The 18,543-nt window shown below is 43.6% G+C and carries 14 protein-coding genes; 8 read left to right on the forward strand and 6 right to left on the reverse strand.

Features of this window, described 5'->3' with window-relative positions; translation table 11 throughout:
• Nucleotides 1-23: 23 nt before the first annotated feature.
• From ftsZ to carB, 7 genes are all read left to right on the forward strand, one after another.
• Entirely contained in the window at nucleotides 24-1,268 is a 1,245-nt protein-coding gene (gene ftsZ, locus ABMY42_RS16990) for a cell division protein FtsZ (protein ID WP_009697610.1), read from the forward strand.
• A 101-nt stretch (nucleotides 1,269-1,369) separates the two neighbouring features.
• Entirely contained in the window at nucleotides 1,370-2,287 is a 918-nt protein-coding gene (gene lpxC, locus ABMY42_RS16995; RefSeq protein WP_005447804.1) for a UDP-3-O-acyl-N-acetylglucosamine deacetylase, read from the forward strand.
• An 806-nt stretch (nucleotides 2,288-3,093) separates the two neighbouring features.
• Nucleotides 3,094-5,823, forward strand: a complete 2,730-nt coding sequence (gene secA / locus ABMY42_RS17000) for a preprotein translocase subunit SecA (RefSeq protein ID WP_009697611.1) — start codon at nucleotides 3,094-3,096, stop codon at nucleotides 5,821-5,823.
• Between the two features lie 338 nt (nucleotides 5,824-6,161).
• Nucleotides 6,162-6,560 carry an 8-oxo-dGTP diphosphatase MutT gene (mutT, locus tag ABMY42_RS17005; RefSeq protein WP_009697612.1) on the forward strand — a complete coding sequence of 133 codons (399 nt, stop codon included), beginning with the start codon at nucleotides 6,162-6,164 and terminating at the stop codon, nucleotides 6,558-6,560.
• A gap of 113 nt (nucleotides 6,561-6,673) precedes the next feature.
• On the forward strand, nucleotides 6,674-7,483 hold the full coding sequence (dapB, locus tag ABMY42_RS17010) for a 4-hydroxy-tetrahydrodipicolinate reductase (RefSeq protein ID WP_009702641.1): 810 nt from the start codon (nucleotides 6,674-6,676) through the stop codon (nucleotides 7,481-7,483).
• 481 nt (nucleotides 7,484-7,964) lie between these two features.
• Nucleotides 7,965-9,119 carry a glutamine-hydrolyzing carbamoyl-phosphate synthase small subunit gene (gene carA, locus ABMY42_RS17015; RefSeq protein ID WP_349266569.1) on the forward strand — a complete coding sequence of 385 codons (1,155 nt, stop codon included), beginning with the start codon at nucleotides 7,965-7,967 and terminating at the stop codon, nucleotides 9,117-9,119.
• 16 nt (nucleotides 9,120-9,135) lie between these two features.
• On the forward strand, nucleotides 9,136-12,369 hold the full coding sequence (gene carB / locus ABMY42_RS17020; protein ID WP_005447814.1) for a carbamoyl-phosphate synthase large subunit: 3,234 nt from the start codon (nucleotides 9,136-9,138) through the stop codon (nucleotides 12,367-12,369).
• A gap of 81 nt (nucleotides 12,370-12,450) precedes the next feature.
• Here the strand turns inward: carB and ABMY42_RS17025 are convergent, their stop codons facing one another.
• Both ABMY42_RS17025 and ABMY42_RS17030 read right to left on the reverse strand, forming a co-directional pair.
• Nucleotides 12,451-12,843 (reverse strand): hypothetical protein, encoded by a 393-nt coding sequence (locus tag ABMY42_RS17025; protein WP_274876612.1) that lies wholly within the window; start codon nucleotides 12,841-12,843, stop codon nucleotides 12,451-12,453.
• A 664-nt stretch (nucleotides 12,844-13,507) separates the two neighbouring features.
• A complete protein-coding gene (locus ABMY42_RS17030) occupies nucleotides 13,508-13,936 on the reverse strand; it encodes a DUF1240 domain-containing protein (protein WP_069686820.1) in 429 nt (142 codons plus the stop codon).
• A 424-nt stretch (nucleotides 13,937-14,360) separates the two neighbouring features.
• Here ABMY42_RS17030 and ABMY42_RS17035 point away from each other — a divergent pair, with 424 nt between their 5' ends.
• Nucleotides 14,361-15,140, forward strand: a complete 780-nt coding sequence (locus ABMY42_RS17035) for a TSUP family transporter (RefSeq protein ID WP_009697613.1) — start codon at nucleotides 14,361-14,363, stop codon at nucleotides 15,138-15,140.
• Here ABMY42_RS17035 and ABMY42_RS17040 read toward each other — a convergent pair.
• The 4 genes from ABMY42_RS17040 to ABMY42_RS17055 all read right to left on the reverse strand — a co-directional run bounded on the left by ABMY42_RS17040 (nucleotide 15,076) and on the right by ABMY42_RS17055 (nucleotide 18,534).
• The gene (locus ABMY42_RS17040) at nucleotides 15,076-15,936 is read right to left on the reverse strand and encodes a LysR family transcriptional regulator (protein WP_017190088.1); all 861 of its coding nucleotides are present in this window, start codon (nucleotides 15,934-15,936) and stop codon (nucleotides 15,076-15,078) included. The genes ABMY42_RS17035 and ABMY42_RS17040 overlap by 65 nt on opposite strands.
• Nucleotides 15,937-16,058: 122 nt before the next feature.
• The gene (locus tag ABMY42_RS17045) at nucleotides 16,059-16,679 is read right to left on the reverse strand and encodes a TRIC cation channel family protein (RefSeq protein WP_017190089.1); all 621 of its coding nucleotides are present in this window, start codon (nucleotides 16,677-16,679) and stop codon (nucleotides 16,059-16,061) included.
• 77 nt (nucleotides 16,680-16,756) lie between these two features.
• Nucleotides 16,757-17,581, reverse strand: coding sequence for a vitamin B12 ABC transporter substrate-binding protein BtuF (gene btuF, locus ABMY42_RS17050; protein ID WP_349266570.1), 825 nt, complete (start codon nucleotides 17,579-17,581; stop codon nucleotides 16,757-16,759).
• Nucleotides 17,581-18,534: a cobalamin biosynthesis family protein gene (locus ABMY42_RS17055; RefSeq protein WP_069686822.1), complete on the reverse strand. Its 954-nt coding sequence runs from the start codon at nucleotides 18,532-18,534 to the stop codon at nucleotides 17,581-17,583. The genes btuF and ABMY42_RS17055 overlap by 1 nt, the downstream gene beginning before the upstream one ends.
• Nucleotides 18,535-18,543 lie beyond the last annotated feature (9 nt).

An 18,543-nucleotide genomic window follows, 5' to 3' on the forward strand; every position in this document is an offset into this window, starting at 1 on the left:
TGCAGGATAAACGGAGACAACACATGTTTGAACCGATGATGGAAATGTCTGACGATGCAGTAATCAAGGTCGTTGGAGTTGGTGGCGGCGGTGGTAACGCCGTTGAACACATGGTGCGTGAATCCATCGAAGGTGTGGAATTCATCAGCGTCAACACTGATGCGCAAGCACTTCGTAAGACAAGCGTTGGCAATGTCATTCAGATTGGTGGTGATATCACTAAAGGTCTGGGTGCAGGTGCGAATCCACAGGTCGGCCGTGAGGCAGCTCTCGAAGACAGAGATAGAATTAAAGATTCCCTAACTGGTGCCGATATGGTGTTTATCGCAGCAGGTATGGGTGGCGGTACAGGTACTGGTGCAGCACCTGTTATTGCTGAAGTAGCTAAAGAGCTTGGCATTCTTACTGTTGCGGTCGTAACAAAACCGTTCAGCTTTGAAGGCAAAAAGCGTTTGGCATTTGCTGAGCAAGGTATCGATGAGCTGTCTAAGCATGTTGACTCTTTGATCACAATTCCAAACGAAAAGCTACTTAAAGTACTTGGTCGTGGTGTAACGCTATTAGAAGCTTTCGCAAGTGCGAACGACGTTCTTAAGAACGCTGTTCAAGGTATTGCGGAGCTAATTACTCGCCCTGGCATGATCAACGTCGACTTTGCAGACGTACGTACTGTGATGTCTGAAATGGGTCACGCAATGATGGGTAGCGGTATCGCGAAAGGCGAAGATCGTGCAGAAGAGGCAGCGGAAATGGCAATTTCTAGCCCACTTCTAGAAGACATCGATCTAGCTGGTGCTCGTGGTGTTCTTGTTAACATCACTGCAGGTCTGGATATGCGTCTTGATGAGTTTGAGACTGTTGGTAACACAGTGAAAGCATTTGCTTCTGACAATGCAACCGTAGTTATCGGTACTTCTCTAGACCCAGATATGACTGATGAAATCCGCGTAACAGTTGTTGCGACAGGTATCGGCAACGAGAAAAAACCAGACATTACGCTAGTTGCTGGTGGCAAAGCGAAAGTAGCACCAACTGCGACTCCGCAAGCTCAACCACAACAGCAAGCTGCGGCACCACAAGCTGAAGAGAAACCGGCACAGACTTTGCAAACTACTCCAGTGCAAGAGAAGCCACAGGTAACTCCTCAGCCGACAAACACAGTTTCTTCTTCTCCAGCTTCTGCGGGTCAGAGTTCTGCCGCTCCTAAGCAAGAGAAGGAAAGTGGTTATTTAGATATCCCGGCATTTTTGCGTCGTCAGGCTGATTAATCTTTAACCCATAAATTTGACATAGCTCAAGATTATGGTAGCATTCACGGTCGACGTTACAGACGACCGTGTTTTGTAGCATATTTTAGAGAGGCAAGCAGATGATCAGACAACGTACTCTGAAAGAAATAGTGAAAACAACTGGTGTGGGTCTCCACTCTGGTCGTAAAGTCACACTTACTCTGCGCCCAGCTGCTGCAAACACAGGTATCATTTACCGTCGTACAGATGTAAACCCACCTGTAGATTTTCCAGCTGACCCAGCGTCTGTTCGTGACACTATGCTATGTACAGCATTGGTGAACGATGAAGGCGTGCGAATTTCAACTGTAGAACACTTGAATGCAGCACTTGCTGGTATGGGTATCGACAATATTATTGTCGAAGTAGACGCTCCTGAAATTCCTATTATGGATGGCAGTGCAAGCCCGTTTGTATACCTGCTACAGCAAGCTGGTGTGGAAACGCAAAATGCACCTAAGCGTTTTATTCGTATTAAGAAACCAGTTCGTTTTGAAGATGGCGATAAGTGGGCAGAGTTTGTTCCATTTAATGGCTTCCGTATGGACTTCGAAATCGACTTTAACCACCCTGCGATTGAGTCAGATGAGCAACGTCTTCTATTTGATTTCTCATCTCAAGGTTTCGTTCGTGAAATTTCTCGCGCACGTACGTTTGGTTTCATGCGTGATATTGAATACTTACAATCTCAGAACTTAGTTCTTGGTGGTAGTTTCGATAATGCAATTGTACTGGATGATTACCGTATTCTTAACGAAGAAGGTCTACGCTTTGATAATGAGTTTGTTACTCACAAAGTACTAGATGCTATTGGTGACCTTTACATGTGTGGTCATGCCATTATCGGTGAGTTCCGTGCTTTCAAATCAGGTCACGGTCTAAACAACCAACTTCTACGTGCAGTTCTTGCGGATCAAGAAGCATGGGAATGGACAACATTCGAAGAAGAAGTGGGTTCACCAGTTGCTTTTGCAGAACCAAACATGGTTTTAGCGTAATAAACAGCGCAAACAGATTAAAAAAGCCAGGCAATGCCTGGCTTTTTAGTATCTGAATGTTGAGTCTATATTTTCTGACGTACGCTTTGTTTGACATAGGCTTTTGGCAGCATGTGAAGCGTTCTGCAAATGATCGTTCAACGATCTTCTGTGAAGATATTACTTTCAATGAATACAGATGTCCTGTAAATGCCTATTGGAAATGGAAATGGAAATGGAAATGGAAATGGCAATGGCGAATAGTGAAACATTGCCACTTTTTACCGCTTGGCAAGGCGTTGCCGATCCTTTTCTTACCATTATGATCTTTTAACGTTGAACACCAAACTTAGGATCCTTTTTAAGTGAAGGCGATAAAATTATGATTTTACATAGGTAAAATCTAATTTTGTTGAGATATGGGTATTCAAAAGCAGCTTTCTACTGGGCGATGGTTTACATTATTGCCTTTATCTTCAGCTCATAGCGACGATTTGAACTTAGCCACTAGAGGCTGATTCTTCTAAAGAATGGCTTATAAAATACCGACTTTGCGCTTTGATGAGGGGGTAATAGTGGCTAATACATCATCAGTTTGTCTAAAAACTTACGAGTGCTTCAAACAAATACGTCTATTTATGGTTGTATCGACGAAAAATCCTTACACTAAGCCACATTGATTCAAAATTTAGCCTTGAAATATGGATGTTTGAACTCAATATCTTTGATAAATGATTTATCTCAGTATTCTTAGTTCCAAACTGGCAGAGACTGAAGGCATTACGAGTAGATCGGGAACGGTCTGATTAAAGAGAGATTCACGAAAAATGATAACTAAGCTACTGACAAAAGTAATTGGCAGTCGCAACGACCGAACACTGCGCCGCCTTAGAAAAATTGTAAAAGAGATTAATAACTACGAACCAACGTTCGAAGCACTTTCTGATGAAGAGCTAAAAGCGAAAACTGTTGAGTTCCGTGAGCGCCTAGAGCAAGGTGAGACTCTTGATAAGCTACTTCCAGAAGCTTTTGCTACGGTTCGTGAAGCATCTAAGCGTGTTTACGGTATGCGTCACTTCGACGTTCAGCTTATCGGTGGTATGGTACTGAACGGCGGTCAAATTGCGGAAATGCGCACTGGTGAAGGTAAAACTTTAACTGCAACCCTTCCTGCTTACCTAAACGCACTTCCAGGTAAAGGTGTACACGTAGTCACAGTGAACGACTACCTAGCAACACGTGATGCTGAGACTAACCGTCCACTATTTGAATTCTTAGGTATGACAGTTGGCGTGAACGTGCCAAACATGCCTCCTCAAGCGAAAAAAGAAGCTTACCAAGCTGATATCCTTTACGGTACAAACAACGAGTTTGGCTTTGACTACCTACGTGACAACATGGCTTTCCGCAATGAAGACCGTGTTCAACGTGAACGCTTTTTCGCAGTTGTCGATGAAGTGGACTCAATCCTTATCGATGAAGCTCGTACTCCTCTGATCATCTCTGGTCCAGCAGAAGATAGCTCGGATCTATACACTCGTATTAACCTGCTTATTCCAAATCTTCAAAAGCAAGATAAAGAAGACTCTGAAGAATACCGCGGCGACGGTCACTACACGGTTGATGAGAAATCTAAACAAGTTCACTTAACGGAAACGGGTCAAGAATTCGTTGAAGAACTAATGGTGAAAAATGGTCTGATGGAAGAGGGCGATACACTTTACTCTCCAACTAACATCAGCCTACTACACCACGTTAATGCCGCGCTTCGTGCACACGTATTGTTTGAACGCAATGTAGATTACATCGTCAATGATGACGGCGAAGTTGTGATCGTCGATGAACATACCGGTCGTACAATGCCGGGTCGTCGTTGGTCTGAAGGTCTTCATCAAGCGGTTGAAGCGAAAGAAGGCGTTAAGATTCAAAACGAAAACCAAACGCTGGCATCGATCACCTTCCAGAACTACTTCCGCCTATACGAAAAACTGTCAGGTATGACAGGTACAGCGGATACAGAAGCATTCGAATTCCAATCGATTTACGGTCTAGAGACAGTGGTTATCCCAACCAACAAACCTATGATCCGTAACGATATGCCAGACGTAGTTTACCGTACTGAAGCTGAGAAGTTCGCTGCAATTATCGAAGATATCAAAGAGCGCGTAGAGAAAGGTCAACCATCTCTAGTAGGTACGGTTTCTATCGAGAAATCAGAGCTACTCTCTAACGCACTTAAGAAAGCTAAGATTAAACACAATGTACTGAACGCTAAGTTCCACGAACGCGAAGCAGAGATCGTTGCGGAAGCGGGTACACCTGGTGCGGTAACGATCGCGACTAACATGGCTGGTCGTGGTACGGATATCGTGTTGGGTGGTAGCTGGCAAGCGAAAGTCGAAGCGCTTCAAGATCCAACCAAAGAACAGATCGATGCTATCAAAGCTGAGTGGAAACAAGTTCACGATCAAGTACTAGAATCAGGTGGTCTGCACATCATTGGTACTGAGCGTCACGAATCTCGTCGTATCGATAACCAGTTACGTGGTCGTTCAGGTCGCCAAGGTGACGCAGGTTCATCTCGTTTCTACCTATCGATGGAAGATTCACTACTACGTATCTTCACTTCAGATCGTATGGCTAGCCTTATCCAAAGCGGTATGGAAGAAGGTGAGGCGATTGAATCTAAGATGTTGTCTCGTTCAATCGAAAAAGCACAACGTAAAGTGGAAGGTCGTAACTTCGACATCCGTAAACAGCTTCTTGAATACGATGATGTAGCAAATGATCAGCGTAAAGTAGTTTACGAATTACGTGATGAGCTAATGAGCGTTGACGACATTAGCGATATGATCGAACAAAACCGTGAAGATGTTGTTACTGCGATCATCGATGAATACATTCCACCACAATCTCTAGAAGATATGTGGGATGTAGAAGGTCTTCAAGAGCGCTTGAAAGCGGACTTCGATCTAGATGCGCCTATTAAGCAATGGCTTGAAGAAGACGACAAGCTATACGAAGAAGCGTTGCGTGAGAAGATCATCAACCTAGCAGTTGAAGTCTACAAAGCGAAAGAAGAAGTAGTCGGTGCGCAAGTACTTCGCAACTTCGAGAAGTCAGTTATGCTTCAAACGCTAGACACGCTTTGGAAAGAGCATCTAGCGGCAATGGATCACCTACGTCAAGGTATTCACCTACGTGGTTATGCGCAGAAGAACCCGAAACAAGAGTACAAGCGTGAGTCGTTTGAACTGTTTGAAGGTTTACTAGAAGCACTTAAGACGGATGTGATTACCGTGCTATCTCGCGTACGTGTTCAACAACAAGAAGAAGTTGAGCGTATGGAAGAGCAACGTCGCGCGCAAGCTGAAGAAGCAGCTCGTCGTGCCCAAGCTCAACACGCAGCAGCACAAAACCCACTAACTGAAGGCGAAGAGTCTGAAGAAACGTCTAACCAACCAATGGTTCGTGAAGAGCGTAAAGTGGGTCGTAATGAGCCTTGTCCATGTGGCAGTGGTAAAAAGTACAAACAGTGCCACGGGAAAATTGACTAATACAGTCCGAAAATATTGATAAAGAGTCGCTTAGGCGGCTCTTTTTGTATTGATATACCCAAGTAACCTCGAGATGCTTGGTTCAGCGAGAATGACTTGGTTTGAAGGCGAGGCAACAATTTGAAGATCTAGTGGTTCTAAATCGAAAATTGTTAACGAAGCATGCGAACCAAGGCAACTCGCCCTTCGGGAGCGTGTCACTGAAGCAACTTCATCGTCAAACAACTTGGAAATAGCGCGCTATTCCGCTTCGTTGTTTTCCTTGAACTTGAATCAGTGACGACGCTCTGAATCTAGCATCTTGAAGTCACTTGGGTATAGAGCTAGGAACGAATCTAATGAAAAGAATTCATATTGTTGCGGCAATCATCTTTAACCAAGATAAATCGCAAATCTTCATCACTAAACGTCCAGATGACAAACACAAAGGAGGATTCTGGGAGTTCCCTGGTGGCAAAGTAGAGCAAGGTGAAAGTGTTGAGCAAGCGATGATTCGTGAGCTGGAAGAAGAGATTGGTATCACAGTGACAGAGCAATCCCTATTTGAACACTTGGAATATGACTATCCAGAAAAGTCTTTGAAGTTTGATTTCATGACAGTATCTCAGTTCGATAACCAACCTTATGGTCGCGAAGGTCAAGAAGGACGTTGGGTTGATGTTGCTGCATTACTTGATTACACCTTCCCAGAGGCAAACGTACCGATTCTAGAGCGAGTGATTAAAGAGTTTTCTTAACTCGCTGCGAACTATCTTGTGGTTAACACGGGATATTGTTAGTTTAAAAAGATTCGGCGAAACGAAAGAGGGCGAGGCAAGCCTCGTTTATCCAGAGAAGGAGAGAAAGCGCAATGGTTCGTATTGCAATTGCAGGAGCTGCTGGCCGCATGGGTCGCAACCTAGTTAAAGCATCGCATTTAAACTCAGAAGCATCCGTGACTGCGGGATCTGAACGTCCAGAGTCTTCGCTAGTTGGCGTAGATGTTGGTGAGTTGTGCGGTGAAGGTAAGTTTGATGTCTTTCTGACGGATGATTTAGCAAAAGAGGTCGACAACTTCGATGTTGTTATCGACTTTACGGCTCCAGTGAGCACGCTAGCGAATCTAGAGCTTTGCAAACAACATGGCAAGAGTATCGTCATTGGCACGACTGGCTTTAGCGAAGAAGAGCGTGAATTGATCGATGCTGCTGCGAAGCAAGTGCCAGTTGTGATGGCTCCTAACTACTCAGTCGGCGTGAACCTTGTCTTTAAGCTTCTCGAGAAAGCAGCCAAAGTGATGGGGGATTACTGTGATATTGAGATTGTTGAAGCGCATCACCGCCACAAAGTTGATGCTCCGTCTGGTACCGCGATTGGTATGGGGGAAGCGATCGCAGGAGCGATGGGCAATAAGCTAAGCGATGTTGCCGTTTACGCTCGTGAAGGTATTACGGGTGAGCGAACAAAAGATGAAATTGGTTTTGCTACGATCCGTGCTGGGGATATTGTAGGTGAACATACGGCTATGTTTGCTGACATTGGTGAACGCGTTGAGATTACTCATAAAGCGACCGACCGAATGACCTTTGCTAATGGGGCGGTAAAAGCCGCAGTTTGGTTGCATGCTAAGCCAGCAGGTTTTTATACCATGACTGATGTTCTCGGGCTTAATGAACTGTAAATACATAATTATTCGCCGGCGTAAGCCGGCTTTTTTGTTTTTGGAGAAAATTATGTAAACAAAATGGTTCCATAAGGTCGCAAGATTTCTCATAGTTTTATTATTGTTTTGTGTGCTTGGTGTATAAAAATGGCTGTAAGCTCTAAAAGTTGTAGTTGAATTTGCAGGATGAACGTTTGCGCAAAAATCTCGCAAAATTTTGTGATCTTCAATAAGTTCAAATTTGTAAAATTCACAAAAAAGTCATGGTAAGTGATCTGTAGATAGCTAAAACTTACTTTTTTAGGGCTTTTTCTGTTGAAACGTCATTACTCGCTAGAAAGTACCAATTTATTTTTCAATGTGTGTTGACAGTTTCAAAGTCCGTCTTTAGAATACCGCCAATTTGTCAAAAATACCTGTTTATGTAAATTATCAAGGTAAAGGAAGGCAAATTTGCAGCTTAATTTATTTTTTATGCATTTTTATTCTGGAGGTTGTCTTGGGTAAATTAGCACTGTTAGTCCTAGAAGATGGGACAGTGTTCCGCGGTGTTTCCATTGGAGCAGATGGTATTTCCGTTGGTGAAGTTGTTTTTAATACCTCGATGACGGGGTACCAAGAAATTCTCACTGATCCTTCCTATTCTCAACAAATCGTTACTCTTACTTATCCTCACATTGGCAATACCGGAACCAATTCCGAAGACGAAGAATCTTCTTCAATCCACGCACAAGGCCTTGTGATTCGCGATCTCCCTCTTATCGCTTCTAACTTCCGTAATGAACAATCTCTTTCTGGTTACCTTAAGTCGCAAAACATCGTCGGCATTGCAGACATCGACACGCGTAAGCTAACTCGTATCCTGCGTGAAAAAGGTGCTCAAAACGGTTGTATCGTAGCTGGCTCTTCTATAAACGGAGAGAATCTAGACGAAGCTTTGGCACTAGCGAAAGCAAAAGAATTCCCTGGTTTGAAAGGAATGGATCTTGCGAAAGAGGTTACAACAAAAGAAGCGTATCAATGGAAACAAGGTTCGTGGACGCTTGAGGGTGGACTTCCAGAAGCGAAAGACGACAGCGAATTGCCATATCACGTTGTTGCCTACGACTTCGGCGCAAAACGTAACATCCTGCGCATGTTGGTTGACCGAGGCTGCCGCCTAACGGTTGTTCCTGCTGAAACTTCAGCAGAAGAAGTTCTGGCTCTAAACCCAGATGGCGTTTTTCTATCAAACGGCCCTGGTGACCCAGAACCATGTACTTACGCGATTGAAGCGACAAAAGTATTCCTAGAAAAAGGCCTGCCAATCTTTGGTATCTGTCTAGGCCACCAAATCCTTGCGCTAGCATCGGGTGCACAAACAGTGAAAATGAAGTTTGGTCACCACGGCGCAAACCACCCAGTAAAAGATTTGGAGCGTAATGTTGTAATGATTACGTCGCAGAACCACGGTTTTGCAGCAGACGAAGCAACACTACCTGAAAATCTACGTGCTACTCACGTATCGCTATTTGATGGCTCTCTACAAGGTATTCACCGTACAGACAAGCCAGCATTTAGCTTCCAAGGTCACCCTGAAGCGAGCCCAGGTCCACACGACGCGGCACCGCTATTTGACCACTTTATCGAACTAATCAAAAAACACAGCGCTTAATTCGGAGTAGTAGATAATGCCAAAACGTACTGACATTCAAAGTATTCTTATTCTTGGTGCTGGTCCGATTGTTATCGGTCAGGCATGTGAGTTTGACTACTCTGGCGCACAAGCGTGTAAAGCACTGCGTGAAGAGGGTTACCGAGTTATCCTAGTGAACTCTAACCCTGCAACCATCATGACTGACCCAGACATGGCGGATGCAACTTACATCGAGCCAATCCAATGGGAAGTGGTTCGTAACATCATCGCGAAAGAAAAACCGGATGCAGTACTACCTACAATGGGTGGTCAAACTGCATTGAACTGTGCTCTAGACCTAGAGAAATACGGCGTTCTAGAAGAGTTCGGCGTTGAGATGATTGGCGCAACGGCTGATGCAATCGACAAAGCGGAAGACCGTTCTCGTTTCGATAAAGCGATGAAGTCCATCGGTCTTGAGTGTCCACGTGCGGATACTGCAAAAACGATGGAAGAAGCTTACGCTGTACTCGATATGGTTGGCTTCCCTTGTATCATCCGTCCATCATTTACTATGGGTGGTACTGGTGGCGGTATCGCATACAACAAAGAAGAGTTCGAAGAAATCTGTCGTCGCGGTCTAGACCTGTCGCCAACTAACGAACTTCTAATCGATGAGTCTCTTATTGGTTGGAAAGAGTACGAGATGGAAGTGGTTCGCGACAAAGCGGACAACTGTATCATCGTATGTGCGATTGAAAACTTCGATCCAATGGGCATCCACACGGGTGACTCAATCACGGTTGCACCAGCGCAAACACTAACAGACAAAGAATACCAGCTAATGCGTAACGCATCTCTAGCAGTACTGCGTGAGATTGGCGTTGAAACTGGTGGTTCTAACGTACAGTTTGGTATCAACCCGAAAGATGGCCGCATGGTTATCATCGAGATGAACCCACGTGTATCTCGCTCTTCTGCTCTAGCTTCAAAAGCAACAGGTTTCCCAATCGCTAAGATTGCAGCGAAACTGGCTGTTGGCTTTACACTAGACGAGCTAATGAACGACATTACTGGTGGCGCTACACCAGCATCATTCGAACCAACCATCGACTACGTAGTAACTAAGATTCCTCGCTTTAACTTCGAGAAATTTGCAGGTGCTAATGACCGTCTAACGACGCAAATGAAGTCAGTTGGTGAGGTAATGGCAATTGGTCGTAACCAACAAGAGTCACTACAAAAAGCACTTCGCGGTCTAGAAGTTGGCGCGACTGGTTTTGACGAGATGGTTGACCTAGATGCACCAGACGCACTGACGAAAATTCGTCATGAGCTGAAAGAAGCAGGCGCAGAGCGTATTTGGTACATCGCGGATGCATTCCGTGCGGGTATGTCAGTCGATGGCGTATTCAACCTAACGCAAATCGACCGCTGGTTCCTAGTTCAAATCGAAGACATCGTGAAGCTTGAGCAAGAGCTAAAAGCAAAAGGTTTCGCTGGTCTAAACAAAGAAGAACTTAACAAGCTGAAGCGTAAAGGTTTTGCTGATGCACGCCTATCTAAGATTCTAGGTGTTGCGGAAAGCGAAATCCGTCGTCTACGTGACCAGTACGATATTCACCCAGTGTACAAGCGTGTTGATACGTGTGCGGCAGAGTTCTCATCTGATACAGCTTACATGTACTCATCTTACGATGACGAATGTGAAGCTAACCCAACAGACAAAGACAAGATCATGATTCTAGGCGGTGGTCCAAACCGTATCGGTCAAGGTATTGAATTTGACTACTGTTGTGTACACGCATCGCTAGCACTACGTGAAGATGGCTACGAAACTATCATGGTTAACTGTAACCCTGAGACTGTTTCAACAGACTACGATACATCTGACCGTTTGTACTTCGAACCAGTAACACTGGAAGACGTACTAGCAATCGCACGTGTTGAGAAGCCAAAAGGCGTTATCGTTCAGTACGGTGGTCAAACACCACTTAAACTGGCTCGTGCACTTGAAGCAGCTGGCGTGCCAATCATCGGTACTAGCCCTGATGCAATCGACCGTGCAGAAGACCGTGAGCGTTTCCAAGTTGCTGTCGACCGTCTAGGTCTTCTACAGCCAGAGAACGCGACAGTAACGACGATGGAGCAAGCAGTAGAGAAATCTCGTGAAATCGGTTACCCACTGGTTGTACGTCCTTCTTACGTACTTGGTGGTCGTGCGATGGAAATCGTATACGACGAGCAAGATCTACGTCGCTACTTCAACGAAGCAGTAAGCGTATCAAACGAATCTCCAGTACTACTAGATAGCTTCCTAGACGACGCAGTTGAAGTCGATATCGATGCTATCTGTGACGGTGAGCGTGTGGTTATCGGCGGTATCATGGAGCACATCGAGCAAGCGGGTGTTCACTCAGGTGACTCAGCATGTTCTCTTCCTGCATACACGCTAAGCCAAGAAATCCAAGACGTAATGCGTGAGCAAGTTGAAAAGCTAGCGTTTGAATTGGGTGTTCGTGGTCTGATGAACACGCAGTTCGCGGTTAAGAACAACCAAGTATACCTAATCGAGGTTAACCCTCGTGCAGCGCGTACGGTACCGTTCGTATCTAAAGCAACTGGTGCGCCAATCGCTAAGATTGCTGCGCGTGTAATGGCGGGTCAATCGCTAGAGTCTCAAGGCTTTACGAAAGAAATCATCCCACCGTACTACTCTGTAAAAGAAGTTGTACTGCCATTCAATAAGTTCCCAGGTGTTGACCCACTGTTGGGCCCTGAAATGCGCTCTACTGGTGAAGTTATGGGTGTTGGTGCAACGTTTGCAGAAGCTTACGCGAAAGCAGAATTGGGTTGTGGCAACATTTACCCAGAAGGTGGTCGTGCACTTCTTTCTGTTCGTGCAGGTGACAAAGAGCGCGTTGTGGACCTGGCGTCTAAGTTGACAAAACTTGGTTACCAGTTGGATGCTACACACGGTACAGCTGTCATTCTTGGTGAAGCGGGCATTAACCCACGTCTAGTAAACAAAGTACACGAAGGTCGCCCTCACATTCTTGACCGTATTAAGAACAACGAGTACACCTACATCGTAAACACGGCTGCTGGTCGTCAAGCGATTGAAGACTCTAAAGTTCTGCGTCGCGGTGCACTAGCTGAGAAAGTGAACTACACGACAACGCTAAACGCTGCATTCGCGACTTGTATGGCACACACGGCAGATGCGAAGAGCACAGTAACTTCGGTTCAAGAGCTACACGCAAAAGTGAAAGCTAGCCTAGAAGCGTAATAGATAAAAATCAGTAAGCCCGAAAAATAGGGCTTATATGACAACCTCATTGCCCGCTCATTTGAGCGGGCTTTTTTGTCTTTAAGGTTGCTTAAAATGGAGAGAATTGAAGTGCGCTAAGAAAGCCTGATAGAGCGGACTTTTGTACAGCATCAAACTAATGACTGAAAGTAACGTCCCTAAAGATGAAGAAATAGCACTGCCATTTGCAATAACAAAATTAGAGCTACAAGTAACCAGAATAAATGCAATAGTGATCAAATTTACCTTAGCTGCAATACTCAAGCCTTTGCTAATCGTTAGAATGTTTGGAACACATATTACTATTGCAGTTATTGTGCCGAAGAGAATTAAGTAAATATCAACCCCAATTCTTCGCTTGATAGAAAACCATTCATTCCAGATGTTTAGGCTTATTGCTAGACCTGCAGTCAAGCATAGATATAAAGCAATAGGGATAAACCATTTAGTCATGCGACCCTCTTTAATTCTTAAGTTGAAACTTGATATGTATCCGATTTCGAGAGTAATTTATAAGGAGTCGCGCTCCATACATTAAACTCTATTTTTTATTTTGTATGATCTTTTCTCCAATAAAAATTGTAAGTTGATTCGTCTTTGCTAAATATATAGTTATTAGACTTAGCAAATACATCAGCTAAGATAATTGCAGGGTATAATGATAAAAAGTAGTTATGGATAGTGCTAAAAAATCTCACTTGATTTTTTGAATTGGCCCTTAGTCAAAAAGTTGTTTGATATAATTGAGATAACTAGTATTCTCAAGCATTCAAAAATAATGAAACTCGCTCCAAACATATATACATATACTTGATCAAAGGTTGCTATTTCACTTTTGGTGACTATATTGTCATAGAAGCCACTTATGCCTTTTAGTGAGCATATAAATAGAGACATTGATGATATGAGTAAGAATATTAAGTAGAATAATGCTTGTTTTCTATCATAGTTAGCATTCGTCTTTGTCATAGTCCTTTGCTCATGTATTTATTAAATACTATCAAGTGAGGTTCTTATCGGGATATGTCGTATGAATATTCTATTTATTGCGTTACAAGTTATTTGTATGGAATGTAGAGGGAAATTTCTCCAGATAATATTGGGTTTCTATGTTTTATTACTTTATATAAACGTAATTCTTATCATATAACCAGGACTGGCTTAATTCTTCTGAGTATTCATATCCATTTTTTAATGCAATTTTCTCTAAATAGAAGCTAACAGGGTATGGTGATATTATAGATATGAAAGATATTGTAAAAAATATTTTTAACATTACATCATTTGTCTTTTTGGAGAATTTTTTATTTCTAATTAATGCAACTAAAGAGTAGCAGGAGAAAAATATAAATAACATTGAACCAGAAGTTAAGGCTATGGATGAACGTGAAAAATTTACACTACTTTCTTCGAGCTCTATTTTTTTGATAAAATTAATTATTTCATTAAATGACATGTGTATCATTGAAACTCCTATCGTGGAGAAAATTATAGCGGATAGAAATATATATTTTTTGTTTTCTAACCTTTTTTTGTTGTTATTCATTTTAAAGACATCTCCTCATCCAGTTTTGGTTTTTATAAATTATTTAATTTAAATTTTCAATGTCCTCATTAAGGTTTTAGCTTTATCATATTTTGAATAGTTTCTTAACTTAGAGATTAAACCTCATATAAGAATATATTTTTCTAGATAATTTATCTTGAGAAGTTACTATGATACATAGCGTTTTATTTTTATGGATTAATAATTATTATGCATCAATTAATTGATGGGGATAAGGCATATTTGTTATTTAATGGGCGGAGTTAAAAGTCTTTGTGTAATAATCTATTTTGTTATTTATTGTTTTTTAAGTTAAATGATGAAAATCTGGAATAGGTTGGTGTCTTGAGTTTCCTTTTGTTCGTCTGTCAGACAGTGCTATCGTTGCTCCATCTTGGTTACAAATATTTACAAGGACGCACAAGTGGAAGTTACGTTCGAAATCTTAATTGCATTGTTTTTTGTCGCATCTGCTGCGGGATTTATTGATGCGATGGCTGGTGGCGGTGGTCTCTTGACGCTCCCTGCTTTGTTGGCCGCAGGGTTAAGTCCTACTCAGGCATTGGCGACCAACAAACTCCAAAGCTCGTTTGGAAGCTTTTCTGCCAGTTGGTACTTTGTGCGTAATGGTATTGTTAGCCTGAAAGAGATGCGCTTAGCGATTCTATGTACCTTTATTGGTTCTGCCATTGGTGCAGAGGCTGTGCAGTTTATCGATGCCGGTGTGCTCACTAGTCTTATCCCAGTCTTGCTGATCGCGATTTCTCTCTACTTTTTGCTTTCTTCAACCTCGAAAGCGGCTGAAGGTGAACCCAAGCTTTCTGAAGCGATGTTTGCTTTGTGTGTTGGTGGGGGTGTAGGCTTCTACGATGGTTTCTTTGGACCAGGCACTGGCTCTATCTTTGCTCTTTGTTTTGTCGCACTAGGTCACTTTTCATTGGTTGATGCGACTGCCCGCACTAAGATTCTTAACTTCACCTCAAACATTGCGGCGCTATTGTTCTTTATTCTTGCTGGTTTACCTGTGTGGGAAATCGGCCTTACCATGGCCGTAGGTGGCTTTATTGGTGCTCAGCTTGGTGCCAAAGTTGTCGTCACCAAAGGTCAAAAATGGATTCGACCTTTAGTCATTACCATGTCTATGTTGATGGCGACAAAACTTCTTTGGCAACAACATCACCAATGGTTTCTATCACTGTTTTAACTCTTGGCGACTGGTACACGTTCTGCCTAACGCAGATATGAATTGGTCGAATCAAAGAGGTCAGTGGCTCAAACATAAAGCAGTTATCGCCAGGAATCTTCAACGCTCTGACGATTGATAGCGGGATTAATGCAGGAGCTGCTCCTCCCAGTGCGAGTTGGGCTGCCGCTGTGTAGGCATCCATTTCCATCAATGGCTTAATACCGATTTTCTCTAATGCTGGCAGTTGGTAGCTATTGGATGGATTGGTTAAATCATTTGTGATTACTTTTTTCGGGAGCGTATACAGTGGTTGATCACTAACGAGGAAAAAAGGCTCATCACATAAGTGGAAAGCCATCAAACCATGATGCGGTGGCAATAGCCCTGCACAAAGCCCAACGGTCGCTTTACCGGATTGAACTCGCTCAACGATTCTAGGGCTGTGGTTAGTGGTTATGGTTAAGTACTGGTCTTGTTTGAGGTAATCACCAATCGTTTTCCCGAGATAACCTGCAATGAGAGACTTTGAGCTATCGAGGGTGATTAAAGACGTATCTTCTAGTTCTTGCTGTTCATAGATAAGGCCACGTAACTCATTAAAAGAGGGACCAATATTTTCGATCAAAGCCATGCCATCTGGTGTGAGCTTTATGGTTCTACCCGATGGTTCGACAAGTTTCTTTCCCAGTTTTTTCTCTAGATTCGCGATGCGTTTACTTACCGCAGATTGGCTGATATACAGCAAACTCCCTGTGCGGCTCATGGTTTTCGCTTTGCTTAAAACTAATAGTGTTTCGATGCCTTCCAGTAACATGTCTATCCATGAATGTTGGGAATAATAGCCTTAATATAACTAAGCTCAGAATCAGAAGCGACTGACGTTTACCAAAAAAAAGCCGTCAGTTATGACGGCTCTTTTCAATCAATAGGTGAACATTATCGATTTATGGCGAAGGTTGGCAGTGATAAGTGCCAGCGAATCGCCCCAAGGCGAATAATCAATGTTGAAACGACGCCTGCAAGTAGGGCGAAAGAGTGGTCATGACCCATGCTCAATGCGGTCGTGTGAAAAATACCACCGATGATACATGCTGTCGCATAGACTTCGCTTCTCAAAACCATCGGCACTTCACGTGCTAGCACATCGCGAATGATGCCGCCGCCACAGCCAGTAATGACGCCCATGATAACTGCCACCATGCCGGATGCATTGTAAGCTAGGGCTTTTTCAACACCGATACCAACAAATACTGCCAAACCAATTGCGTCACATACAGGAAGGACCCACCAAGGTAGACGTTTAGGGCGACGAACTAAAATCATGGTTAATAAACAGGTAATGAAAATTACCCATAGATAGGTCGTGTCAGTAATCCAGAATACAGGGGTAGCGCCAAGCGCCATATCACGAATAGTGCCACCGCCAATAGCCGTCACACTACCGAGCACGATCACACCGAAAGGATCCATCTTTAATCGGCCTGCGAGCAAAACTCCAGAAACCGCAAAGACAGCAGTACCGAATAAATCGATCATATAAAGCAGCATGGAGTCCATGTTACTTGGTACCTTATAAACAAATTGTGGGGGAACAGAAATGGGACGGAAATTGTACGGGATTTCCAACGAAAACGTTAGCGTTTTTGCCGAACGCTTTCAAAGTGTTCACACACCTCTGTGATCGCGTTTAAGGTTCTTGGGGTCGGGCGGTTGATCCAATCGGAATTAAGTGACCAAACATGACCATTTTTTAATGCAGGGATGTCGCTCTTCCATTCTGCCCACATTCCATCATTACTCATGGCATGCCGAGAGGTAAACAGTACTTCAGGCTGGCGAGTAATCACTTGCTCGATGCTGACTTGTGGGTAAGGAGCACTGCCTTTGGCAAAGATATTTTTACCACCACAGAAGGTGAATACTTCACTTGGCCAGTTCTTGCCCGCAACGGTGATGAGCGGTTTTTCACTCAACTGATAGAAGTAGCTAACTTTATCTTCGGTATTGTACTTTTCTTTTAACGCTTCTAACTGTGCACGAAAATCTTCAGCGGCTTTTCGTCCTACTTCCGGCTTCTCACTGTATCGGCTGAGTTGTTCAATATTCTTGGCAATATCCTCTAACGTTCCTGTTGTTGAGTAGTAAATCGGAATGCCAAACTGCTTGAGTTTATCAAGTTCTTTGGCTGGATTACCTGCAGGCCAAGCGATAACTAAATCGGGTTGAAGGGCGATGATGCGTTCGAGTTTAATGCCTTGATAGTTTGATACTTTTTCTAGGCCTTTGGCTTGCTCGGGGTAGTCACTCATCTCACTGACCGCAATCAGCTTGTCTCCAAGACCAGCTGCATAGGCGATTTCTGTTGCATGTGGCGCTAGGCTGATGACTCGTTGAACAGGTTCATTGGCAAAAGAAACAGCAGAGAAGATAAGAGGAAGGGCAAAGCAAAGATTTTTCATTATAGTCCTTGATAAATGAATCCGAGAATTAGGCTTTGGATAACTATCCAAGCAAAGATACGCCAAACTATCAGTGTTTGGATTTGCGCTAGATGAATGGCTGATGGTGCAATACGCCCCCCAAGTTTTGCACGTTCGGCTCGCAGTCCTTGATACAAAGCTGGACCACCAAGTGACAATTGAAGCTTGTTACCAATCGAGCACAACAACCATGCCGGTCCAGGAAGCGGCCAAGATTTCGCTTGTTGAAGCATAGCAGTTGAAACGCTTGATACGTTTTTACCCGCACCAATAAACATCGCGAATAAGCGTAATGGAATGATTTCTAGGACCGCCGTTAATTGAATAACTGGTTTGCCAAATGGTGAATATTGACGTCGACTAGGAGACCATGCTCGAGCTAACTCAGCAGTAAGACGATACATCAACGCGCCAATTCCACCAGTTACTCCATACCAAAACAGCACACACACTACGTTACGTCCGTAACCCATGATGATGGTTTCTGCTCCAGCTTTACCAATGCCTAGTAGCGATAAGCTCTTTGTATCGCGGTTCAGGTAAGGCTTGAGTAGTGCTCGGCATTGTACTTTATTCTCATTCGACATTGCGGTGACGAGTTGTTTAGCAAGTGATTCATTGTTTCGCCAGTCAAGAGCAATCAGCAGTAATGCCAGCTCAAATAGCGGTGCTTGCCAAACTAAAGGCTTCATCGCGAGCAGTAATATCAAGCAAGGCACAAGCATAAGAAGAAGAGCGAGTCCGCCAGAGATAATACTTTGCGAGTAGTTGTGGTTGTTATTGACCTTGTTAGCCAGTTGCTCGGCGAATTTATGCCAAAGCGTCACTGGATGCGCAGCGTGCGGTATGGGGAGCAGGAGATGGAATAATAATGCGCCCCACATGACGAGGAGCGCACCATTGGCATAAAATTGCTGAAAGGTTTCTTCCATGAAATTCGA

Origin of the sequence: Vibrio sp. SSH13-20, assembly GCF_040104475.1 — a bacterium.
Lineage (GTDB): Bacteria > Pseudomonadota > Gammaproteobacteria > Enterobacterales > Vibrionaceae > Vibrio > Vibrio harveyi.

Bases quoted from the DNA above. Each gene is read 5' to 3' on its own strand.
- ABMY42_RS17040 (WP_017190088.1), bottom strand. From the start codon at position 15,936: ATGTTACTGGAAGGCATCGAAACACTATTAGTTTTAAGCAAAGCGAAA.
- ABMY42_RS17045 (WP_017190089.1), bottom strand. From the start codon at position 16,679: ATGGACTCCATGCTGCTTTATATGATCGATTTATTCGGTACTGCTGTC.
- secA (WP_009697611.1), top strand. From the start codon at position 3,094: ATGATAACTAAGCTACTGACAAAAGTAATTGGCAGTCGCAACGACCGA.
- ftsZ (WP_009697610.1), top strand. From the start codon at position 24: ATGTTTGAACCGATGATGGAAATGTCTGACGATGCAGTAATCAAGGTC.
- btuF (WP_349266570.1), bottom strand. From the start codon at position 17,581: ATGAAAAATCTTTGCTTTGCCCTTCCTCTTATCTTCTCTGCTGTTTCT.
- ABMY42_RS17030 (WP_069686820.1), bottom strand. From the start codon at position 13,936: ATGAATAACAACAAAAAAAGGTTAGAAAACAAAAAATATATATTTCTA.
- ABMY42_RS17025 (WP_274876612.1), bottom strand. From the start codon at position 12,843: ATGACTAAATGGTTTATCCCTATTGCTTTATATCTATGCTTGACTGCA.
- lpxC (WP_005447804.1), top strand. From the start codon at position 1,370: ATGATCAGACAACGTACTCTGAAAGAAATAGTGAAAACAACTGGTGTG.
- mutT (WP_009697612.1), top strand. From the start codon at position 6,162: ATGAAAAGAATTCATATTGTTGCGGCAATCATCTTTAACCAAGATAAA.
- carB (WP_005447814.1), top strand. From the start codon at position 9,136: ATGCCAAAACGTACTGACATTCAAAGTATTCTTATTCTTGGTGCTGGT.
- ABMY42_RS17055 (WP_069686822.1), bottom strand. From the start codon at position 18,534: ATGGAAGAAACCTTTCAGCAATTTTATGCCAATGGTGCGCTCCTCGTC.
- dapB (WP_009702641.1), top strand. From the start codon at position 6,674: ATGGTTCGTATTGCAATTGCAGGAGCTGCTGGCCGCATGGGTCGCAAC.